The sequence below is a fragment of the Promicromonospora sp. NPDC052451 genome (assembly GCF_044547525.1).
Lineage (GTDB): Bacteria > Actinomycetota > Actinomycetes > Actinomycetales > Cellulomonadaceae > Promicromonospora.
In genome coordinates this window covers 129012-148528 of record NZ_JBIUAP010000014.1, presented here as the reverse complement: position 1 = coordinate 148528, position 19517 = coordinate 129012, and the positions used below count along the sequence as shown (strand labels likewise).

The 19517-nt window shown below is 73.1% G+C and carries 18 protein-coding genes; 7 read left to right on the top strand and 11 right to left on the bottom strand.

The genetic code is table 11. From position 1 onward, the window contains the following. Positions 1–331 precede the first annotated feature (331 nt). The 4 genes from ACIG47_RS21995 to rraA form a co-directional block, all read right to left on the bottom strand. On the bottom strand, positions 332–1087 hold the full coding sequence (locus ACIG47_RS21995; RefSeq protein WP_397433167.1) for a DUF4328 domain-containing protein: 756 nt from the start codon (positions 1085–1087) through the stop codon (positions 332–334). A gap of 160 nt (positions 1088–1247) precedes the next feature. Next, positions 1248–2933 carry a ribonuclease J gene (locus ACIG47_RS21990; protein WP_397415975.1) on the bottom strand — a complete coding sequence of 562 codons (1686 nt, stop codon included), beginning with the start codon at positions 2931–2933 and terminating at the stop codon, positions 1248–1250. 34 nt (positions 2934–2967) lie between these two features. Next, a complete protein-coding gene (gene dapA / locus ACIG47_RS21985) occupies positions 2968–3933 on the bottom strand; it encodes a 4-hydroxy-tetrahydrodipicolinate synthase (RefSeq protein ID WP_397415977.1) in 966 nt (321 codons plus the stop codon). Positions 3934–4050: 117 nt separating this feature from the next. Then, positions 4051–4515, bottom strand: a complete 465-nt coding sequence (gene rraA / locus ACIG47_RS21980) for a ribonuclease E activity regulator RraA (RefSeq protein WP_397433166.1) — start codon at positions 4513–4515, stop codon at positions 4051–4053. A gap of 98 nt (positions 4516–4613) precedes the next feature. Here rraA and ACIG47_RS21975 point away from each other — a divergent pair, with 98 nt between their 5' ends. The 7 genes from ACIG47_RS21975 (at position 4614) to ACIG47_RS21945 (ending at position 10321) form a co-directional block, all read left to right on the top strand. After that, positions 4614–6086 (top strand): NAD-dependent succinate-semialdehyde dehydrogenase, encoded by a 1473-nt coding sequence (locus ACIG47_RS21975; RefSeq protein WP_397433165.1) that lies wholly within the window; start codon positions 4614–4616, stop codon positions 6084–6086. Between the two features lie 73 nt (positions 6087–6159). Further along, positions 6160–6969, top strand: coding sequence for an AzlC family ABC transporter permease (locus tag ACIG47_RS21970; protein ID WP_397433164.1), 810 nt, complete (start codon positions 6160–6162; stop codon positions 6967–6969). Then, complete coding sequence (locus tag ACIG47_RS21965) at positions 6966–7286, top strand: AzlD domain-containing protein (RefSeq protein ID WP_397415987.1); 321 nt, start codon at positions 6966–6968, stop codon at positions 7284–7286. The genes ACIG47_RS21970 and ACIG47_RS21965 overlap by 4 nt, the downstream gene beginning before the upstream one ends. Positions 7287–7388: 102 nt before the next feature. Continuing rightward, positions 7389–7892, top strand: a complete 504-nt coding sequence (locus ACIG47_RS21960; protein WP_397415989.1) for a GNAT family N-acetyltransferase — start codon at positions 7389–7391, stop codon at positions 7890–7892. 91 nt (positions 7893–7983) lie between these two features. Further along, positions 7984–8451 carry a hypothetical protein gene (locus tag ACIG47_RS21955; protein ID WP_397415991.1) on the top strand — a complete coding sequence of 156 codons (468 nt, stop codon included), beginning with the start codon at positions 7984–7986 and terminating at the stop codon, positions 8449–8451. Between the two features lie 12 nt (positions 8452–8463). Further along, a complete protein-coding gene (locus ACIG47_RS21950) occupies positions 8464–8964 on the top strand; it encodes a GNAT family N-acetyltransferase (protein WP_397433163.1) in 501 nt (166 codons plus the stop codon). Positions 8965–9028: 64 nt separating this feature from the next. Next, positions 9029–10321 (top strand): MFS transporter, encoded by a 1293-nt coding sequence (locus ACIG47_RS21945; RefSeq protein ID WP_397433162.1) that lies wholly within the window; start codon positions 9029–9031, stop codon positions 10319–10321. Here the strand turns inward: ACIG47_RS21945 and ACIG47_RS21940 are convergent. The 7 genes from ACIG47_RS21940 to ACIG47_RS21910 all read right to left on the bottom strand — a co-directional run bounded on the left by ACIG47_RS21940 (position 10227) and on the right by ACIG47_RS21910 (position 19497). Then, positions 10227–11729 carry an MFS transporter gene (locus ACIG47_RS21940; protein WP_397433160.1) on the bottom strand — a complete coding sequence of 501 codons (1503 nt, stop codon included), beginning with the start codon at positions 11727–11729 and terminating at the stop codon, positions 10227–10229. The two genes, ACIG47_RS21945 and ACIG47_RS21940, sit on opposite strands and share 95 nt — an antisense overlap. Positions 11730–11919: 190 nt before the next feature. After that, positions 11920–12423 carry a hypothetical protein gene (locus tag ACIG47_RS21935; RefSeq protein WP_397433187.1) on the bottom strand — a complete coding sequence of 168 codons (504 nt, stop codon included), beginning with the start codon at positions 12421–12423 and terminating at the stop codon, positions 11920–11922. Positions 12424–12461: 38 nt separating this feature from the next. After that, a complete protein-coding gene (gene dapB, locus ACIG47_RS21930; RefSeq protein WP_397433158.1) occupies positions 12462–13235 on the bottom strand; it encodes a 4-hydroxy-tetrahydrodipicolinate reductase in 774 nt (257 codons plus the stop codon). A gap of 89 nt (positions 13236–13324) precedes the next feature. Then, entirely contained in the window at positions 13325–14653 is a 1329-nt protein-coding gene (locus tag ACIG47_RS21925) for a M16 family metallopeptidase (protein ID WP_397433157.1), read from the bottom strand. 1 nt (position 14654) lies between these two features. After that, positions 14655–16889, bottom strand: coding sequence for a polyribonucleotide nucleotidyltransferase (locus ACIG47_RS21920; protein ID WP_397416004.1), 2235 nt, complete (start codon positions 16887–16889; stop codon positions 14655–14657). 204 nt (positions 16890–17093) lie between these two features. Continuing rightward, complete coding sequence (gene rpsO / locus ACIG47_RS21915) at positions 17094–17363, bottom strand: 30S ribosomal protein S15 (RefSeq protein WP_119137907.1); 270 nt, start codon at positions 17361–17363, stop codon at positions 17094–17096. A gap of 199 nt (positions 17364–17562) precedes the next feature. Continuing rightward, the gene (locus ACIG47_RS21910; RefSeq protein WP_397433156.1) at positions 17563–19497 is read right to left on the bottom strand and encodes a heme peroxidase family protein; all 1935 of its coding nucleotides are present in this window, start codon (positions 19495–19497) and stop codon (positions 17563–17565) included. Between the last annotated feature and the right edge of the window lie 20 nt (positions 19498–19517).

Here is a 19517-nt window from a genome sequence, read left to right as displayed (position 1 = left end):
GGCTACGTCACCAGGGGCCGAGCTCGGTCACATGCACCGTCAGAGCTGGTGGGCTCGGTCGGTTCGCCGGTTCGGCCACGGGGGCAGGCTACGTCACCAGGGGCCGAGCTCGGTCACATGCACCGTCAGAGCTGGTGGGTTCGGTCGATTGCCTCGAGATCGGTCCATTGAACTACCGATCTCAAGGCAACCGACCGAACACTCGGTGTCAGCACACGCAGCTGACCGAACACCCGGAAACGTCGGGGGCAACTGACCGAACACCCGGAAGCGGGGCGTGGGGCAACTGACCGAACCGAGACCATCGCCACCGGGCACCCGGTTCAGCCGGTCAGTACTGCGTGGTCGAGGTGGCCGCGATCCGCTCGACCTGGGCGCGGGTGATGTCACGGACGATGCGGATCCACAGGACGAGCGCCACGATCATCGCGACCGTGGCGACCGCCTCGACCGGCACCAGCAGGTCGGCCGCGGCCTGCGTCACCGTCGGTGTGGTGCTGCTGCCCATCCGGCCCGCCACGTTGTAGGCGAAGAAGAAGACGAGCCAGAGCGCCCACCATCCGCCGATCCCGGACACGGGGCCGGTCGCCGTTGCGCGCCGGATGTCCCGCACCACCTGATACGGGAACCAGTACGAGACGATCGGCACCCACCAGCCCAGCCAGGTCCAGGCAGCGCTGCGCTCGTGGACGAACGACGGGTTGGCGGCCCTGGCGGTCGACCGGCTGCGGTAGAGCCAGACACAACTGACGACATAGCACGCGACCTGCAGGGCGAAGAGCACGATGCTGACGCCGTCATACCCGGTGAACTGACTGTTGAACGCCGACAGCCCGGCCTCCCCCGCCGCACGCAGCACCTCGGCGGACTGGGGCGCCAGGGCGAGATGCATCACCTGGACCGCTGTCCACACGCACGCCAGCACGAGCGAGGCCATGCCCAGGCCGGAGGCGCTACGCAGGGGCGGCAGGTCGTACAGAGGCGCCCCGTAGGTGTACTGCGGAGCGGGCGCTGCCGCAGGCAGGTTCCCAGGCACGGGCGGCGTCGGGCCGCCGGGCGCTGTGAAGGGGTTGTCGGGCTGCGTCATCAAGGTGCCTTTCCGGACGTTCTCAGGAACACCGGAACGCTAGCCCGACCAAACCACCACCTAAGCCCGAAAAAGGGTGAACTCGTGGGCGAAAGAGAACGGGGCCGTGCGCCTGATCTGGCTGATCAGGCACACGGCCCCGTCCCCCGGGTGCCGGCCGTTACGCCTCGACGACCACCGGCACGATCATCGGCTTGCGCCGCAGCCGGGTGGCCACGTAGCGACCGATGGTCCGCCGCATGATCTGCTGAAGCTGGTGCGTGTCCGTGGCCCCGCCCGCGATCGCGTTCTCCAGCGCCGCGGTGACCTCCGGCATCACCTTGTCGAACACCGAGGCGTCCTCGGCCATACCCCGCGCGAGCACCTGCGGGGGTGCCAGCACCTTACCCGTCGCCGTGTCGATCACGGCGAAGACCGAGACGAAACCCTCCTCGCCCAGGATCACGCGGTCCTTGAGCTCGGCGTCGGTGATCTCGCCCACCGACGATCCGTCCACGTACACGTAGCCGCACGGCACGGCGCCGACCACGGAGGCCTTGCCGTCCACGAGGTCGACCACGACGCCGTCCTCGGCGAGCACCACGCGGTCGGCCGGAACGCCCGTGCGGACCGCGAGCGCCCCGTTGGCCACGAGGTGACGCACCTCGCCGTGCACCGGCATGACGTTCTTCGGCTTGAGGATGTTGTAGCAGTACATGAGCTCGCCGGCCGAGGCGTGCCCCGATACGTGCACCTTGGCGTTGCCGCCGTGCACCACGCGCGCACCGAGGCGGGTGAGCCCGTTGATGATGCGGAAGACGGCGTTCTCGTTGCCCGGGATGAGCGACGAGGCCAGGATCACGGTGTCGCCGTACTCGACCTGCACCTTGTGGTCACCGTTGGCCATGCGGCTCAGCGCGGCCATGGGCTCGCCCTGGGAGCCGGTCGACATGTAGACGATCTGGTCGTCCGGCACCGAGTCGGCCTTCTTCAGGTCGATCAGCACGCCCGGCGGCACGTCGAGGTAGCCGAGGTCGGCGGCGATGCCCATGTTGCGCACCATGGAGCGCCCCACGAGGGCGACGCGGCGGCCGTGGGCGTGCGCGGCGCGCAGCACCTGCTGCACACGGTGCACGTGGGAGGAGAACGACGCGACGATGATGCGCTTGTCCGCGTGGGCGAACACGTTGTCCAGCACGGGGCCGATCTCGGCCTCCGGCGTCACGAAGCCCGGCACCTCGGCGTTGGTGGAGTCGACCATGAACAGGTCGACGCCCTTCTCGCCGAGGCGGGCGAAGGCGCGCAGGTCGGTGATGCGGCCGTCGAGCGGCAGCTGGTCCATCTTGAAGTCACCGGTGTGCAGCACGGTGCCGGCGGCGGTGGTGACCGCCACGGCCAGCGCGTCCGGGATGGAGTGGTTGACCGCGACGAACTCGCAGTCGAAGACGCCGAGCTTCTCCCGCTGTCCCTCCCGCACCTCGAGGGTGTAGGGCTTGATGCGGTGCTCCTTGAGCTTCGCCTCGATGAAGGCGAGCGTCAGCCGGGAGCCGACCAGCGGGATGTCCTTGCGCAGGCGCAGCAGGTAGGGCACGGCGCCGATGTGGTCCTCGTGCCCGTGCGTCAGCACGATGGCCTCGATGTCGTCGAGGCGGTCCTTGATGTAGTCGAAGTCCGGCAGGATCAGGTCCACGCCGGGCTGGTTGTCCTCGGGGAACAGCACGCCGCAGTCGATGACGAGCAGCTTTCCGGCATGTTCCAGGACAGCCATGTTGCGTCCCACCTCGCCCAGGCCGCCGAGGGCGACCACGCGCAGGCCGCCTTCGGGCAGCGCAGGGGGCAGGGACAGTTCAGGGTGAGGATGACTCACGTGGCCTCCAAGGCCTCGTTCCAACAGAAAAGTTTCAGTGCCCGACGGCGGCGCTCGCCTCCGCGAGCTCGTTCGCCTCGGGCCGGGGTGCGCCGTCGCGCAGCAGGCCGGCCTCGGCCAGCACCGCGCGCAGGACGGCGACCTCGTCGTCGGTCGCGGCGACGTTCGGCAGCCGCAGGAAGCGGTTGTCGGTGATGCCGAGCAGCTCGACCGCGGCCTTGGCCATGACGGCCTGCGCACCGGCACCGTTGAGCGCGTCGATCACGCCGGTGGTGGTGCGGAAGACCTCGGCCGCTCCGGCCAGGTCCCCGGCGTCGAACCGGCGGACTGTCTCCGCGAAGCGGGCGCCGACCACGTGGGCCGACACGGACACGATACCCGCGCCGCCGACGCTCAGGAACGGCAGGAGCAGCCCGTCGTCGCCGGAGTACCAGGCCAGGCCCGTCTCGCCGATGAGCTTGGTGGCCGCGTAGACGTCGCCGGTGGCGTCCTTGTTCGCGACGATCCGGGGGTGCTGTGCCAGGCGGCGGTAGGTGTCGGGGGCGATGCGCACCACGGTGCGGCCAGGGACGTCGTACAGCATCACGGGCAGGTCGGTCGCGTCGGCGACGGCCACAAAGTGCTGGTACAGGCCCTCCTGGCTGGGCCGGGAGTAGTAGGGGGAGACGACGAGCAGGCCGTCCGCGCCGGACTCCGCCGCCTGCTCGGCCATGCGGATCGCGTGCACGGTGTCGTTCGAGCCGGCGCCCGCCACGACGGCGGCGCGGTCGCCCACGGCCTCCACGACCGCGGCGACGAGCTCTTCCTTCTCGGGGGTGTGCGTGACCGGCGACTCGCCGGTGGTGCCGGACAGGACGAGACCGTCGTTCCCGTCGTCGACCAGCTTCTTCGCCAGCTTGACCGCCGCCTTCAGGTCCACGGCGCCGTCGGGCGTCATCGGGGTGACCATGGCGGTCAGGACCGCGCCGAACGGGCGCGCGGGGTCAGTGGGAAGAACCATGGCACTACCGTACCGTTTACGGCACCGTTCACCGCCCGGTGACGGGCGTGCGGAGCCGCTGCACCGGGCGACGGACGCCCGGGTCGTGCGGCGCCGCGGGCCGTGCTCCCGCCGCGCTCAGCGCTCGACCAGCACCCCGTCCTCGTCGGCGTAGACCATCGCGCCCGGCCGGAAGACGACGCCGCCGATCTCGACGGGCTCGTCCAGGACCCCGGCACCGGTCTTCGACGACTTGCGAGGGTTGGTGCCGAGCGCCTTCACGCCCAGGTCCAGCCCGCCGATCGCCACCGAGTCGCGGATCGCGCCGTAGACGATCGTCCCGGCCCAGCCGTTCGCGACGGCGGCGCCCGCGATGAGGTCGCCCATCAGGGCGCTGCGCAGCGAGCCGCCGCCGTCGACCACCAGGACCGCGCCGTCGCCCGGGGTCTGCGTCACCGCCTTGACGATGCCGTTGTCCTCGTGGCACCGCACGGTGCGGACCCGGCCGGAGAAGGCCCGGACCCCGCCGAAGTCCCGGAGCTGGACGGCGAGCGAGGCAAGGGCCTCGCCGTGCTCGTCGTACAGGTCGGCAGTCACGGTCATCGTGGTCCTCCGTCTCGTGGGCGTAGGCCGGACGATACCGGGGAGCCGGGCGGCCCCCGCGATCACCGGCGGCTTGCGCGGGCGTGGATACTCGAAACATGACGGCGACGACGCTCTCCCCCGCCCTCGTGGCGCACCTGCCGACCGGTCTGCTCGTCGACGGGCACTGGGGGCCCGCCGCGGACCGGGCCACGTTCGAGGTGGCCGACCCCGCGACGGGTCAGACGGTCTTCGACGTCTCCGACGCCACGCCCGCGGACGCCGTCCGCGCCCTCGACGCCGCCCACGCGGCCGCCCCCGCCTGGCGGGCGGTGCCGCCGCGCGAGCGCTCCGAGCTGCTGCGCGCCGTGTTCGCCCGCCTGGTCGCACGCGCCGACGACATCGCGGCCCTGATCACCGCCGAGGCCGGCAAGCCCCTGGCCGAGGCCCGCGCCGAGGTGGTCTACGGCGCCGAGTTCCTGCGCTGGTTCGCCGAGGAAGCCGTACGCGCCGACGGCCTGGTGCGCAGGGCGCCGTCGGGCGGGAACACACAGTACGTGAGCCGCCGGCCCGTGGGCCCCTCGCTGCTCATCACCCCCTGGAACTTTCCCATCGCGATGGCGACCCGCAAGATCGCCCCCGCCCTGGCCGCCGGCTGCACCGTCGTGGTCAAGCCGTCGGAGCTCACACCGATGACGACGCTGCTGGTGGCCGAGATCATCCGCTCCGAGGCGGAGTCCCGCGGCCTGCCGACGGGCATCGTCAACGTCGTGCCCACCACGCACGCCGCCGCGGTCACCGGGCCCCTGTTCGAGGATCCCCGCCTCCGCAAGGTCTCGTTCACCGGCTCGACGGGCGTGGGGCGCACCCTGCTCGCCCAGGCCTCGAAGAACGTGCTGCGCAGCTCGATGGAGCTGGGCGGCAACGCCCCGTTCGTCGTGTTCGAGGACGCCGACGTCGACGCCGCGGTGCAGGGCGCGCTGATCGCCAAGCTCCGCAACTCCGGGCAGTCCTGCGTGGCGGCCAACCGGTTCCTGGTGCACGACGCCGTCGCCCACACGTTCGCGGAGAAGTTCGCCGCCGCGGTGGGCGCCAAGGTGACCGCCCCGGGCACCCAGCCCGGGGCAGAGGTCGGCCCGCTCATCAACGAGGCCGCCGTCGAGAAGGTGACCGACCTGGTGGACGACGCCGTCGCGCACGGCGCGCAGGTGCTCACCGGGGGCTCCCGGCTGGAGCGCCCCGGCCACTTCTTCGAGCCGACCGTGCTCACCGGTGTGGACGGCGACGCGCGGATCGTCACCGAGGAGATCTTCGGCCCGGTCGCCCCGATCGTGGCCTTCGGGTCCGACGACGAGGCGTACGAGCTGGCCAACGGCACCCCCTTCGGGCTCGCCGCCTACGCGTACACGACGTCGCTGGCCCGCGCCCAGCGCGCGATGGACGAGATCGAGGCCGGGATGATCGGCATCAACCGCGGGCTCGTGTCGGACGCGAGCGCCCCGTTCGGTGGCGTGAAGTCCTCCGGGCTGGGTCGCGAGGGCGGCGACACGGGCATCGACGAGTACCAGGAGACGGTGTACGTGGCGCTGTAGCGCCCGGTCGCGCTGCCGTCCGGTCGGCGGGCAGCCGCGCCGCCGCGCACCCGCGACGACGTAACCTCGCCGCGTGAAGCTTCTCCCCAGCGACCCCGCGGCCCGTGCGGCGGTCCGCCAGGGCGTGAGCGTCTCGGTGGCCACGGGGCTGTACGGCGTCTCGTTCGGCGCCCTGTCGGTGGCCGCGGGCGTCGGCCTCGGCCCGACGATGGCGCTGAGCCTGCTCATGTTCTCGGGCGGCTCCCAGTTCGCGCTGGTCGGCGTGATCGGCGCGGCGGGCACCCCGGTCGCCGCCGTCGCCACCGCCGCCCTGCTCGGCCTGCGCAACACCCTGTACGGCGCCGTGGTCTCACCGCTGCTCCAGGTGCGCGGCTGGCGCCGCGTGGCCGCGGCCCAGCTCACCATCGACGAGTCGACGGCGGTCGCCGTCGCCCAGCCCGGGCCGGCGGCGGCGCGCGTGGGCTTCTGGGTGACGGGCGCCGGCGTGTTCGTGCTCTGGAACACGTTCGTGCTGCTCGGGGCGCTCGCCGGAGACGCGCTCGGCGACCCGCGCGCGTGGGGGCTCGACGCCGCGGCCGCCGCCGCGTTCCTCGCCCTGGTCTGGCCCCGGCTCGCCCCGCGGCGGGCCCAGGTCGTGGCGGGGCTCGCGGTCGTGGCCACGGCGGCCCTGATCCCGTTCGTGCCGGCCGGCATCCCGGTGCTCGCGGCGGCCGCGGTCGCGATCGTCGTGGGGCTGGTGGCTCCGAACGGCAGCGCGGCAGACCCGGGCCAGGACGGCCCGGAGGACGGCACGACGGCCGGTCCCGGCGGGACCGGCCACGACACCAGCCACGACACCGGCCACGACACCGACCGTGACACCGACCGGGAGGCCGTCCGATGACCACCGCAGCCCTCTGGACCACCGTGCTGGTCGCGTCGTTCGCCTGCTTCGCGCTCAAGCTCGGCGGACACCTCGTCCCCCGCTCCTGGCTCGCCTCGGAGCGCGTCTCCCGGGTCACCACGCTCGTCACGGTCGCGCTCCTCGTGTCGCTCGTCGTGGTCCAGGGCTTCGCCGACGGCCGCTCGCTCGTGATCGACGCCCGGGTGCCCGCCCTCGCTGTCGCGGCCCTCGCCCTCGCCCTGCGCGCCCCGTTCATCCTCGTGGTCCTCCTGGCGGCGGCCACGGCAGCGGGCCTCCGCGCCCTCGGCTGGGGCTGACCGCACCCGACGCCGGGCCCGGCTGCTGCCGCCACGACCGGCCCGTCCTGGCAGCGGCAGCCGTGGTGAACGCCGTCCGGCGGGCGACGCTAGGGTGGGCCGATGGCACTGTTTCGTGAGATCGCCGACGTGTCCGTGCGGCCCGCCGTCCCCGGCGACGAGTCCGCCGTGACCGCCGTGCAGGTGGCCTCCTGGCGGGCGACCGGCGTGCTGGGAGAAGGCGTCATGGAGGCCCTGGACGTCCCCGCGATGCGCGAGCGCTGGGCCTCTGCCATCACCTCGCCGCCCGGCCCCGGGTTCGCCGTCCTCGTCGCGCTCGACGGGCCGGACGTCGTCGGGTTCGCCGCCGTCTCCCCGGGCCAGGTGCTGTCGCTGGAGGTGCTGCCGGAGGCGCAGCGCGCCGGCCACGGGTCGCGGCTGCTGGCGGCCGCCGTGGACCGCCTCCGTGCGGACGGGTCGGACACGGTCACCACGTGGGCGCTCGCCGACGACACGGCGCGCGCCGCCTTCCTGGACGCCAGCGGGCTGGGCGAGGACGGTCGCAGCCGCACCCTGGCGACGGGGGTCCGCGAGGTCGTCGAGCACCGCTGGTCCGCGCAGATCTGACGCCAGCGGGTGCCCGCGTGTTCGCCACGCGAACCCCAGGTTTCACGCCCGTGTGACAGTCCCGTGACACGGCCTTGCGACGATCGCCGGCATGGGGATCCGCACCGAGTACTTCGCAGCGCCGACCGACGAGGCGGCGGCGACGGTGCTCCTCGCGCCCGGCGGGCCCTCCGAGCCGGACCTGCGCACCGACCAGCCCCGGTTCGACGCCGTCGCCGTACCGTCCGTGGACCCGTTCGTGATGCTCGGTGGCCTCGCCGGCGTGCTGTCCGGCCGGTCGTACGCCGAGGTCACCGCGCACCCGCGGCACGGCGCCCTGGTCGGCAGCGGGGGCGAGGAGGGGCCGTGGGTGGTGTCCGTCCAGCAGCCGCTCGTCGACGACCTCGCCTCGGCCGGACCCGCCCGGCTGGCCGAGGCCGCGCGGGAGTGGTCCGGCACGGCGACGCGCGTCGTGGCACCCCAGGTGCTCGTGGCCGCACTGCTCTCCCTCGGGGCGCTCGCCGCGCGCGCCGCCGACGAGCGGCAGAGCGTGTACTGCTGGACGAGCCTGACGGACTGAGAGAGCAGCATCATGCGCGCCACCGGCACCCCGCCCGTCGTCGTCCACCCGTTCGGACCGGGCTCCCCCACGGAGGGCCTCGCCGCCCTGCTGACCGCGTACCACCTGCAGACGGAGGCCGAGAAGGGCATCCCGGCCGGGCACGTCGACGCCCTGCCCGACCGCTACCGGGCGGAGATCGCCGACCCGCGGGCCGCGTTCGCGGACGACACGGTGCTGCTGGCGGGGTGCGGTCCGGCGTCCGTCGGCTGCCTGGTCGGCACGGCGCCCGTCGCCGGCCGCACCGAGCTCAAACGGCTCTGGACGGACCCCGCGCTGCGCGGTCAGGGCGTGGCGTCCCTGCTGATCGGCGCAGCGCTGACCCGGGCGGCCGCAGACGGCGTGCGCACTGCCGCGCTGTCCGTCTGGGCGTGGCGGACGGGCGCGATCGGCCTGTACGAGAGGCTGGGCTTCACCGTCGTCGACCCGTGGGACGAGCGGGAGGGTCTGGTCTGCATGGAACGGCCCCTGTAGCCCGGGCCGGCCGAGGGACGAGGCGGGTGCACGGCCACCGGCGCGGAGGTGCTTCACTAGCCCCGTGACCCGCTCCCCCAACCCGCTGTGGCGGACCCTCGTCGAGCTGCGCGGCAACCCCCGCGCCTGCGTGTGGACGGAACCGCTGTGGGGCCTGTCGATGGCTCTGGTGCTCCCGTACGCGTCGGTGTTCATGCTGGCGCTGGGCCTGCACGACTACCAGATCGGGTTCCTCGCGACCGTCGGCATGATCTCCCAGGTCGGCTTCGGGCTGGCCGGCGGGATCATCACCGACCGGCTCGGCCGGCGCGCCACGACGGCGTGGTTCGACGTGATCGCCTGGGTGATCCCGTGCGTGCTGTGGGCGTTCGCCCAGGACTTCTGGTTCTTCCTCGCGGCCTCACTGGTCAACGGCGCCCTGCAGGTCACGCAGAACTCCTGGGACTGCCTCATGGTCGAGGACGCCGAGCGCGGCCAGATCACCCGGATCTACTCGCTGGTCAAGGTCGCTGCCGACTGCTCCGCGCTGTTCGCGCCGCTGGCCGCCGTCCTGGTGGCCCAGCTCGGCCTGCAGCCCGCCGTCCGCATCCTGTACCTCAACGCGGCGGTCGTGATGACCGTGAAGATCGTCTGGCTCTACCTGTGGTCGCGGGAGACCCGCCAGGGCCGGATCCGCATGGACGCCACCCGCGGGCAGAGCACGTGGCGGCTCCTGGCCGGGTACCGCGGGGCGCTCGGGCTGCTGCTGCGCTCGCGCGGGTCGCTGCTGGCGCTCGGCATCGCCGCGCTGACCGCGGCCGTCACGCTCGTCAACGGCACGTTCTGGCAGGTGGTGGCGAGCCAGCACCTGCACGTGCCGGACGCGCTGCTGCCCTTCTTCCCGATGGTCCGCTCGGTGCTGTCGGTGACCTTCTTCTTCACGCTGATCCCGCTCCTGACCACCGCCGTCGACCTGCGGCGCGCCGCCCTGTGGGGGTTCGGCGTGCATCTGGCCGGGCAGGTCGTGCTGGTCGCGATCCCGGCCGCCGACGGCTCCGCGACGGCGTCGACGTACGCGTTCCTGGGCCTGTGCCTGCTGCTGGACAGCTTCGGCGCGGGCATGCTGTTCATGCTCTCGGAGTCCCTCGTCGCGCTGCACGTGGACGCCGGCGAGCGGTCCCGCGTGATGGCCATCCAGCGCACGTGCATCATGCTCGCCGCGGCGCCCTTCGGCTGGATCTCCGGGTGGCTGTCCGGCATCGACCGCACCTACCCGTTCGTGCTCACGTCCGCGCTGCTCGTCGTCGGGCTCGTGCTGGTGGCGGTGCGGTGGGTGCCGACGCACCCGGACGCCGACCCGTCGCCCGAACCGGCCTGACGCGGCGGGGCCTGGGGTGGTGCTCGCCAGGCCCTCCCCGCAGGAGCACGTGCCCGGGCGCCCGGCGCGGTGAGCCCGGCACCGCCGGCGACCAGTATGCCGCCAGGACCGCTCCGGCGGCGGTCGCGAGCAGCACCACCACCCCGCCGGCGACCAGGGCACCGCGCACGCCCAGCAGCTCCATCAGGAGGCCGAGCAGCGGCGGGCCTGCCAGGCCCCACACCGTGCTCGCACTGCGCCAGACACCCAGGACACGGCCCCGCATGGCGGCCGGCGGATCGGTCTGCAGCACGGTGGCCCCCGCGGTGTCCGACAGCGACTCGACCACGGCCATCGGTGCCACGGCGACCAGCAGCAGGGCCAGGCTCGGCGACAGCCCGGCCCCGACCTGGAGCAGCGCCCCGGCCGCGGCCAGCACCGCCACGAGCCGCACGGTCGGACGGCGGAGCCGCCCCGCCAGGAACGCGCCGACGATGCCGCCCACGGCCAGCACGGTGGCCACGGTCGCGAAGTCCTGCGTGGTCCCGGCGAGGGCACCCGTGACGAGCACGGCCAGGGTGAGGGAGTAGTTGCGTCCGAGGACGGCGCTCACCGCGGTCACGCCCAGGAGCGCGACCAGGCGGGGACGGCTCCAGAAGTACCGGATGCCGTCGAGCGACCCACCCCGTGCCGGGGCGGGCTCGACGGGGCGGGGCGGGAGCGCCGCGGGGACGGGCTCCACCGCCTCCAGCGGCTCGGTCGCCCCGGGAGGCCGCCGGTACGGCCGCAGGAACGGCACGAGCGCGGCGACCGCCAGGAACGAGACGCCGTTGGCCAGGTACGCCGCGGCCGGCCCCGTGAGCGCGACGAGGCCACCCGCGAGGCCGACGCCCGCCAGCCGGCCGACGCTGTGGGTCACGGAGCCGAGGCCGATCGCGGAGGGCACGTCGCCGGGTGCCACGAGATCGTTGCCCAGCAGCGACGTGGCCGGGCCGTCCACGGCCGCCACCAGCCCGGTGATCGCCGACAGGGCGAGCAGCACCGGCGTGCTGAGCAGGTCGAGGCCGACCAGCCCCGCGGTCGCGAGAGCGATCACGCCCAGCGCCGCCTGGCTCCCGGCGACCACGGTCCTGCGCGGCCACCGGTCCACCACGGCGCCACCGGCGACGCCGAAGAACAGGCCGGGCGCGGCCTGGACCGCCAGCGAGAGGCCGGTCGCGGCCGGGGAACCCGTGATCTGGAGGACCAGCAGGTTCTGGACGGTCATCTGCATCCAGGTACCGGCGCTGGAGACCAGGTTGGCGCCGGTCCACCAGCGCATCGCAGGATGCCGCAGGGCCCGCCACGGGGACCGGCCGGAACCGGTGCCAGGCAGGGTGTTCGTCTTCGGCGCGCGCGGGCGCGCCCGGAGGAAGGCAGGGGTGGGCACGGCAACTTTCCGTCAGGGAGGAGACGCCGCCCGGCCGGTGTCGCCGGGCGCGGCGCCGACCATTGAAACAACCGCTTCCCGGTGCGCTCCACCCTCTGGGCCCGTTCGTGAGCAAGGTCGCAGACGACCCCGCCGGCCCGGCCCTGCGCCTCAGACCCGGCGCCTCAGGTTCCGTGCGTCGGGCCCTGCCTCAGGAGGCCTTCGTGGTCCCGGCGCGGTAGAGGCCTGCGGCCCTGCGCAGCGCCTCGCGGGCCCGCCGGCGGTCACCCGCGGCGTCGTAGGCGAAGGCCAGGTGGTACCAGGCGCGCCAGTCCTCGGGGGCCGCCTCGACGGCGGCGCGCCGGGGCTCGAACGCCGCGTCGGCCGCGGCCCGGTCGATGCGCCCGCCCGGCGAGCGCGGCAGGTCGTCCACCGGCAGGTCACCCTCCGCGAACAGCGTGTCCGCCATCCGCTGCACCGTCGCGGCGAGCCAGTACTCCCGGGCGATGAGCCCGATGACCAGCAGCGGGATGACCAGCACACCGAGGCCGATCGCGATCAGCACCGGCTCGCCCGTGCCGATCATCGCGACGCCGCGCCCCGCGATCTGCCACACGTACAGTGCGAGCAGCGCCGTCACGGCCAGGGCGCCCGCCAGCCCTCGGGGCAGGCCCCGGCGGCCCGACGACGCGTCCGGCGTCGACGGCCCCGGCACCTCCGCCGGGCCGTCGGAGCGCTCGCGGCCCTCGTCGCTCACGACAGGTCCAGCACGTTCTCGAGGCCCACGGTGAGCCCGGGACGGGACACCACGGAGCGGACGGCGAGCAGCACGCCCGGCATGAAGGACGCGCGGTCGAAGGAGTCCTGCCGGATCACGAGCTGCTCCCCCTCGTTGCCGAACAGGATCTCCTCGTGCGCCACCAGGCCGCGCAGCCGCACGGCGTGCACGCGTACCCCGTCCACGTCGGCGCCGCGCGCCTCCCAGCCGGACTCGGTGGCGTCCGGCGAGGGCCCGCGTCCCGCCTCGGCGCGGGCCGCCGCGATGGCCGCGGCGGTGTGCCGGGCGGTGCCCGACGGCGCGTCGACCTTGTTCGGGTGGTGCAGCTCGACCACCTCGGCCGACTCGAAGTAGCGCGCGGCCTTGGCGGCGAACGTCATGGCCAGCACCGCCGACAGGCCGAAGTTCGGGGCGATGAGCACGCCGAGCGCTCCCGGGCTGCCCTGGCCCCCGGGGGACAGCTCGGCGAGGTGCGCCGCGACGCGGGCCCGGGAGTCGTCGTCCCAGCCCGTGGTGCCGACCACGGCGTGGGCGCCGGCGTCGAGCACGGCGTGCACGTTCGCCTCGGTGACGGCCGGCACGGTGAAGTCGACGACGACGTCGGCCCCCGCGAGGCTCTCCGCGGAGACGGTGTCGCCGCGGCCCAGGCGCGCGACGAGCCGGAGGCCGTCGGCGCCCTCGACCGCCGCGCACGCCTGGCTGCCCATGCGCCCGCCCGCACCGAGCACGGCCACCTTGATCTCACTCACGATCTACCACCCTACGTAGTCGTCGAGTGCGGGACATTCGCCCGTTCTGGTGCGCCGAAAGGGCGAATGTCCCGCACTCAACGGGTCAGTCAGTTGTTGGAAGGGCCCACGCGGACTATCGAGCGGGGGCGGGACGCCAGGTCCTGCGCCAGCGACTGGACGTCCGAGGCCGTGACCGACTGGATGCGGTCCAACGACTCGGCCAGGGACAGGAGCTCGCCGTAGACGAGCTCGGCCTTGCCGAGGCGGCTCATGCGCGAGCCGGAGTCCTCCAGGCCGAGCACCGTACCGCCGGAGAGCTGCCCGACGGACCGCTTCAGCTCGGCCTCGGTGATGCCGTCGTGCGCGAGCTTCTCCAGCTCCGCCACGAGCAGCTCGGTGACCTGGTCCGCCTTCGCGGACGCGCAGCCCGCGTACAGGCCGAAGGTGCCGAGCCCGCCGTGCGCGGAGGCGAACGAGTAGGTCGAGTACGCCAGGCCCCGCTTCTCGCGGATCTCCTGGAACAGCCGGGACGACATGCCGCCGCCCAGCACGGCGTTGAGCACCGACAGGGCGAACCGCCGGTCGTCCGTCGCGGAGATGCCCGTGGAGCCGACGATGATGTTGGTCTGCTCGACCGGCCGCTCGACCAGGCGCTCGGTGCCGGCCTCCGGCACGCCCACGCGGTCCTCCGCGACCGGCCGGCGGTCGCGGGGGGCGACGGCGGCATCGAGGTCCCAGCCGCCGTCGGACAGGGCCTGGGTCACCTGCTGCACGAGCTTGTCGTGGTCGATCCCGCCCGCCGCGGTGACGACCAGCGTCTCCGGGCGGTAGTTCCAGCGGTAGTGGTCCCAGACGGCGTCGCGCGGCACCGCGTTGATGGTCTCGGGGGTGCCGCCGATGGGCCGGCCCAGCGCGTGGTCGCCCAGGACGGCGGCCGAGAACTGCTCGTGCACGACGTCGGTCGGGTCGTCGTCGTTCATCGCGAGCTCTTCGAGGATGACGCCGCGCTCGGTCTCCAGCTCGTCGGAGTCCAGGCGGGCGGAGGTGACCATGTCGGAGATGACGTCGACCGCCATCGGCAGGTCCGAGTCGAGCACCCGCGCGTAGTAGCAGGTGTGCTCCTTGCCCGTGGCGGCGTTGGCCTCCCCGCCGACGGCGTCGAACGCCTCGGCGATGTCCATCGCGGTCCGCCGGGTGGTGCCCTTGAAGAGCAGGTGCTCCAGGAAGTGCGTCGAGCCGAAGTGGCCGTCGGTCTCGTCCCGCGAGCCGACGCCGATCCACGCGCCCACCGTCGCCGAGCGCTGGCCCGGCATGTGCTCGGTGAGGACACGGACACCGCCGGGCAGGACGGAGCGACGGATCGTCGCGCCGTCCTGCCCGGCGGTGAGCTCGGCACCGGGCTCGCCCGCGGGGACGAGCGGCAGGTGCCATGCCATGTCAGGCGTCCGCGGGTGCGGGGGTCTCGGCGGCCTCGGCCGGGGCCGACTCCTCCTCGTCGGTGACGGCGACCAGCGACAGCTTGCCGCGCGGGTCGATCTCACCGATCTCGACCTGGACCTTCTGGCCGATGGACAGCACGTCGTCGACGTTCTCGACGCGCTTGCCGCCCACGAGCTTGCGGATCTGGCTGATGTGCAGCAGACCGTCCTTGCCCGGGGACAGCGAGATGAACGCGCCGAACGACGTCGTCTTGACGACGGTGCCGACGAACCGCTCGCCCACCTCGGGGACGTGCGGGTTGGCGATCGCGTTGATCGCCGCGCGGGCGGCCTCGGCCGAGGGGCCGTCGGTGGCACCGATGTACACGGTGCCGTCGTCCTCGATGGAGATGTCCGCGCCCGTCTCCTCCTGGATCTGGTTGATCATCTTGCCCTTCGGGCCGATGACCTCGCCGATCTTGTCGGTCGGGACCTTCACCGTGATGACGCGCGGGGCGTTCGGGGACATCTCGTCCGGGACGTCGATCGCCTCGGCGAGGACCTCGAGGATCGTCAGGCGGGCGTCGCGCGCCTGACCCAGGGCGGCCGCGAGGACCGACGCCGGGATGCCGTCGAGCTTCGTGTCGAGCTGGATGGCGGTGACGAACTCCTTGGTGCCGGCGACCTTGAAGTCCATGTCGCCGAAGGCGTCCTCGGCACCCAGGATGTCGGTCATCGCGGCGTAGCGGGTCTCGCCCTCCACGGTGTCGGACACGAGGCCCATCGCGATGCCGGCGACCGGGGCGCGCAGCGGCACACCGGCGTTGAGCAGCGACAGCGTGCTGGCGCACACGGAGCCCATCGAGGTCGAGCCGTTGGAGCCGAGGGCCTCGGACACCTGACGGATCGCGTAGGGGAACTCCTCGCGGCTCGGCAGCACCGGCACCAGGGCACGCTCGGCGAGCGCGCCGTGGCCGATCTCGCGGCGCTTCGGGCTGCCCACGCGGCCGGTCTCACCGGTCGAGTACGGCGGGAAGTTGTAGTTGTGCATGTAGCGCTTGCGCGTCTCCGGACCGAGCGAGTCGATCTGCTGCTCCATGCGGAGCATGTTCAGCGTGGTGACACCCAGGATCTGGGTCTCGCCGCGCTCGAAGATCGCGGAGCCGTGCACGCGGGGCAGCACCTCGACCTCGGCCGAGAGGGTGCGGATGTCCGCGAGGCCACGACCGTCGATGCGCACGCCGTCGGTGAGCACGCGCTGGCGCACGAGCTGCTTCTGCAGCGAGCGGAAGGCGGCCGACAGCTCCTTCTCGCGGCCCTCGAACTGGGCGTCGAGCTGCTCGTGCAGCCCGGCCTTGATCTCGTCGAGGGTGTTCTCGCGCTGCTGCTTGTCGGCGATGGTGAGCGCGTCGCGCGTGGCGGCGGTCACGGCACCCTCGACGGCGGCGTACGCGTCGGGCTGGTAGTCCGGGAAGAGCGGGAACTCCTGCGTCTCCTTGGCGGACTGCGCGGCGAGCGCGGCCTGCGCGTCGCACAGGGCCTTGATGAACGGCTTGGCCGCCTCGATGCCCTCGGCGACGACCTCCTCGGTGGGGGCCGCGACGCCGTCGTTCTTGATGAGGTTCCACGCGTCGTCGGTGGCCTCGGCCTCGATCATGGCGATCGCGACGTCGTCACCCACGACACGGCCGGCCACGACCATGTCGAAGACCGCGCGCTCCTTGTCGGAGTACTTCGGGAACGCGACCCACTGGCCGTCGACCAGCGCGATGCGCACCGCGCCGACCGGGCCGTCGAACGGCAGGCCGGAGATCTGGGTCGACGCCGACGCGGCGTTGATCGCCAGGGTGTCGTACGCGTCGTCCGGGTGGATCGCCATGACGGTGATGACCACCTGGACCTCGTTGCGCAGGCCCTTGACGAACAGCGGGCGCAGCGGGCGGTCGATCAGGCGGCAGGCCAGGATCGCCTCGGTCGAGGGGCGGCCCTCGCGGCGGAAGAACGAGCCGGGGATGCGGCCCGCGGCGTACATCCGCTCCTCGACGTCCACCGTCAGCGGGAAGAAGTCGAACTGGTCCTTGGGGTGCTTGCCGGCGGCCGTGGTCGACAGCAGCATGGTCTCGCCGTCCAGGTAGGCGGCGACGGAGCCGGCGGCCTGCTTGGCGAGGCGCCCGGTCTCGAACCGGACGGTACGGGTGCCGAAGCGGCCGTTGTCGATGACGGCCTCGGCGAACTGGATCTCGGGACCCTCCACGGGTGCCCTCCTTGTTCTCTCGTACGCCCCCGTGCCCGACGGTCATCGATCGAGGCCCACCGAGCCGTCGCTGGTGCGACGTTCTCGGGAGGCCACTACCGAGGACCGGACGAGGTCACGGGCGGCGCTGTGGTTGTTGTACTACAGCATCTCACCAGACCAGCCCGGCCCCCGCAGCGGGGGCCGGGCTGGTAGGCGTCAGGTTCAGCGGCGCAGGCCGAGCTTGTCGACCAGGGCGCGGTAGCGCTCGATGTCGATGCCCCGCAGGTAGCCCTGGAGACGACGACGCTGGCCCACCAGGAGCAGCAGACCACGACGGCTGTGGTGGTCGTGCTTGTGCTCCTTGAGGTGCTCGGTCAGGTCCTTGATGCGCTGCGTGAGGAGCGCGATCTGCACCTCGGGCGAGCCGGTGTCGCCCGGCTTGGTCCCGTACTCGGAAATGATCTGCTGCTTCGTGGCAGTGTCGAGCGGCATGGCTCTCCTTCAGTGTCGTTGCGCGGTGCTCCGGGACTCGTTCACCGGGCGCTCTGGATCCGCGGCCGTTCAGACGGCGGTACAACATTACCAGTGCTGAGCCCGTACGTCCGACTGCCCGGATGAGACCTCCCGCACGTGTCAGACGCTCAGGTCACCCGAGCGACCTGAGCGTCTGGCACGTGCGGCGCGGTGGACGTCACGCGCCGTCGTGGCCTGCGTAGCCCGTGCCCGTGGTGTCCCGGCGGAACCGCGGCAGGCCCACCTCGTCCTGACCGACCGGGAACACCCCGGCGAACGCCAGCAGGTCCGTGATCGTCGTGACCAGACGCCCGTCCTCGAACCGCACCCCGTACGCCGGGTTCCAGTCGCCGCCGGGCCGGCGCATGAACGAGTCGGGATCCAGGCGCAGCAGGTAGAGGAACGTCTCGACCAGGATGCGGCTGCCCACCTCGCCCAGGAAGCTGCCGTTGCCCTGGACCTCGGCCTCCTTGAGCACGTAGTACCACAGGGGTGTGCCGTCCAGGTCGTCGAGCGCCGCCACCACCTCGGGCGACGCGTTCCGGCGGAGCTGCTCCGGCGTGAGCGGACGCACGCGCAGCGCCCGCGCCACGGCCTCCCCCGTCGGGATCGCCAGCATGTACCCGCGCAGCAGGTTGCGCTGCGCGAGCTGCTTCAGCAGCGCCCGGACCGGACCCGAGGCCGCGTTGCCCTCGTTGAGCAGGTCTCCCAGGCCGTCGGCCAGGAACGGGTCGATCTTGCGGGCCATGCGGAACGTCAGGGGGTCTCCCTTGTCGGTCAGCCGGGTCCACTCGACGGGCCAGTTCGACGGCAGGGCGGGGAGCGGGTTCGCCGGGTCGGGCGACAGCCCGCCGTTGCCGGTGAACCGGAAGAGCTGGTCCAGCGTCGCCACCCCGCCGGGCCCGCCGCCCGTGAAGTTGACGTTGAAGTCGTAGGCGCCGCGCACCATCGAGTGCCCGAACCGGAACGCCGCCACCGCGAACTCCAGCGGCATCGCGACCCGGCGGGCGGGCCGGAACAGCGACGGCCCCGTCGCCAGGACCGAGTCCAGGACGCCGGCCTTGGTCAGGGTGCGCAGGTAGTCGTGCACGACCAGCCACTGGTAGTGGAACCGGACGAGCTGCTGCGCGCGGTCGAACAGCGAACGCTGCGTCACCGCGAACCACGGCTCGTGCCGCGACACCCAGTCCACCACCGCGTTGTGGAACCGGATCATCGCCACGTGGAACTGCGCCACCACGAGGTTCTCGTCGTTGCGGCTGTCGGGGATCAGCGGCATGCGCTCGCTGCCCGGCGCGGTGCTGCGGGGCAGGTCGCGCTGCGGGTCGTCGCCGGGCGCCACGAGCTGGAACCCGCCGATCGGCTGCGTCGAGACCCGGCCGAGGCGCAGCTTGGCCGAGCCCGGCACGTACGCCGCCTCGCTGCGGGTGGTGCCCCGGTCCTTCTCCCCCTCGAACCGGGGCCCCGACCCGTACAGGCTGTCGAGGTCCAGGAGCGGGATGCGGCCGTTGTGCAGGCTGCGCCGGACGACGTCGGGCGCGAAGACGCGGAACGGGTCGCTGACCACGTCACCCAGCGCCTGGTCCCCGCCCGGGCCGGAGCCGTCGTCGGGGCCGTTCGTGTTGAGCGTGATGTCGTGGTCGATGAACTGGCCCCAGTAGGTGTAGATCGCGGGGACCGTCGAGTCGCGCGGCGGTGCCGGCGTCGCCGGGGGCGCGCCCGGGGACGGCGCGGGCGGCGGCCCCGCGGGGGCCTCGATCATGCCGGCACCGAGCCGCAGCAGGGCGTCCCGGGTCTGCGCCACCCGGTCGCCCACGGGCAGGTGGGCCTCCGGGAACTGCCGGGCGAGGTCGCGCAGCAGGTAGTCGAACGACGTCGTGGCGTCGAACCGGTGCTCGCGCAGGTCGCGCCGCACGGCGGCCTCGGTGCGCGGCATGAGCGTCGCCGTGCTGTCCTGCGGCGCGGCCTGCGCGTCCGCGTCGGCCGGTACGAACACGCCACCGTGCCCGATGCGGCGCACCGTCCGGCCGGCCGGTGTCTGCGCCAGGTCGACCGCCTCGTGCGGGGTGTGGTTGGGGTCGCCCTGGGGCGGCGCCTGGGTGGTCTGGGCCATGATCCTCTCCTTGGCTGGTG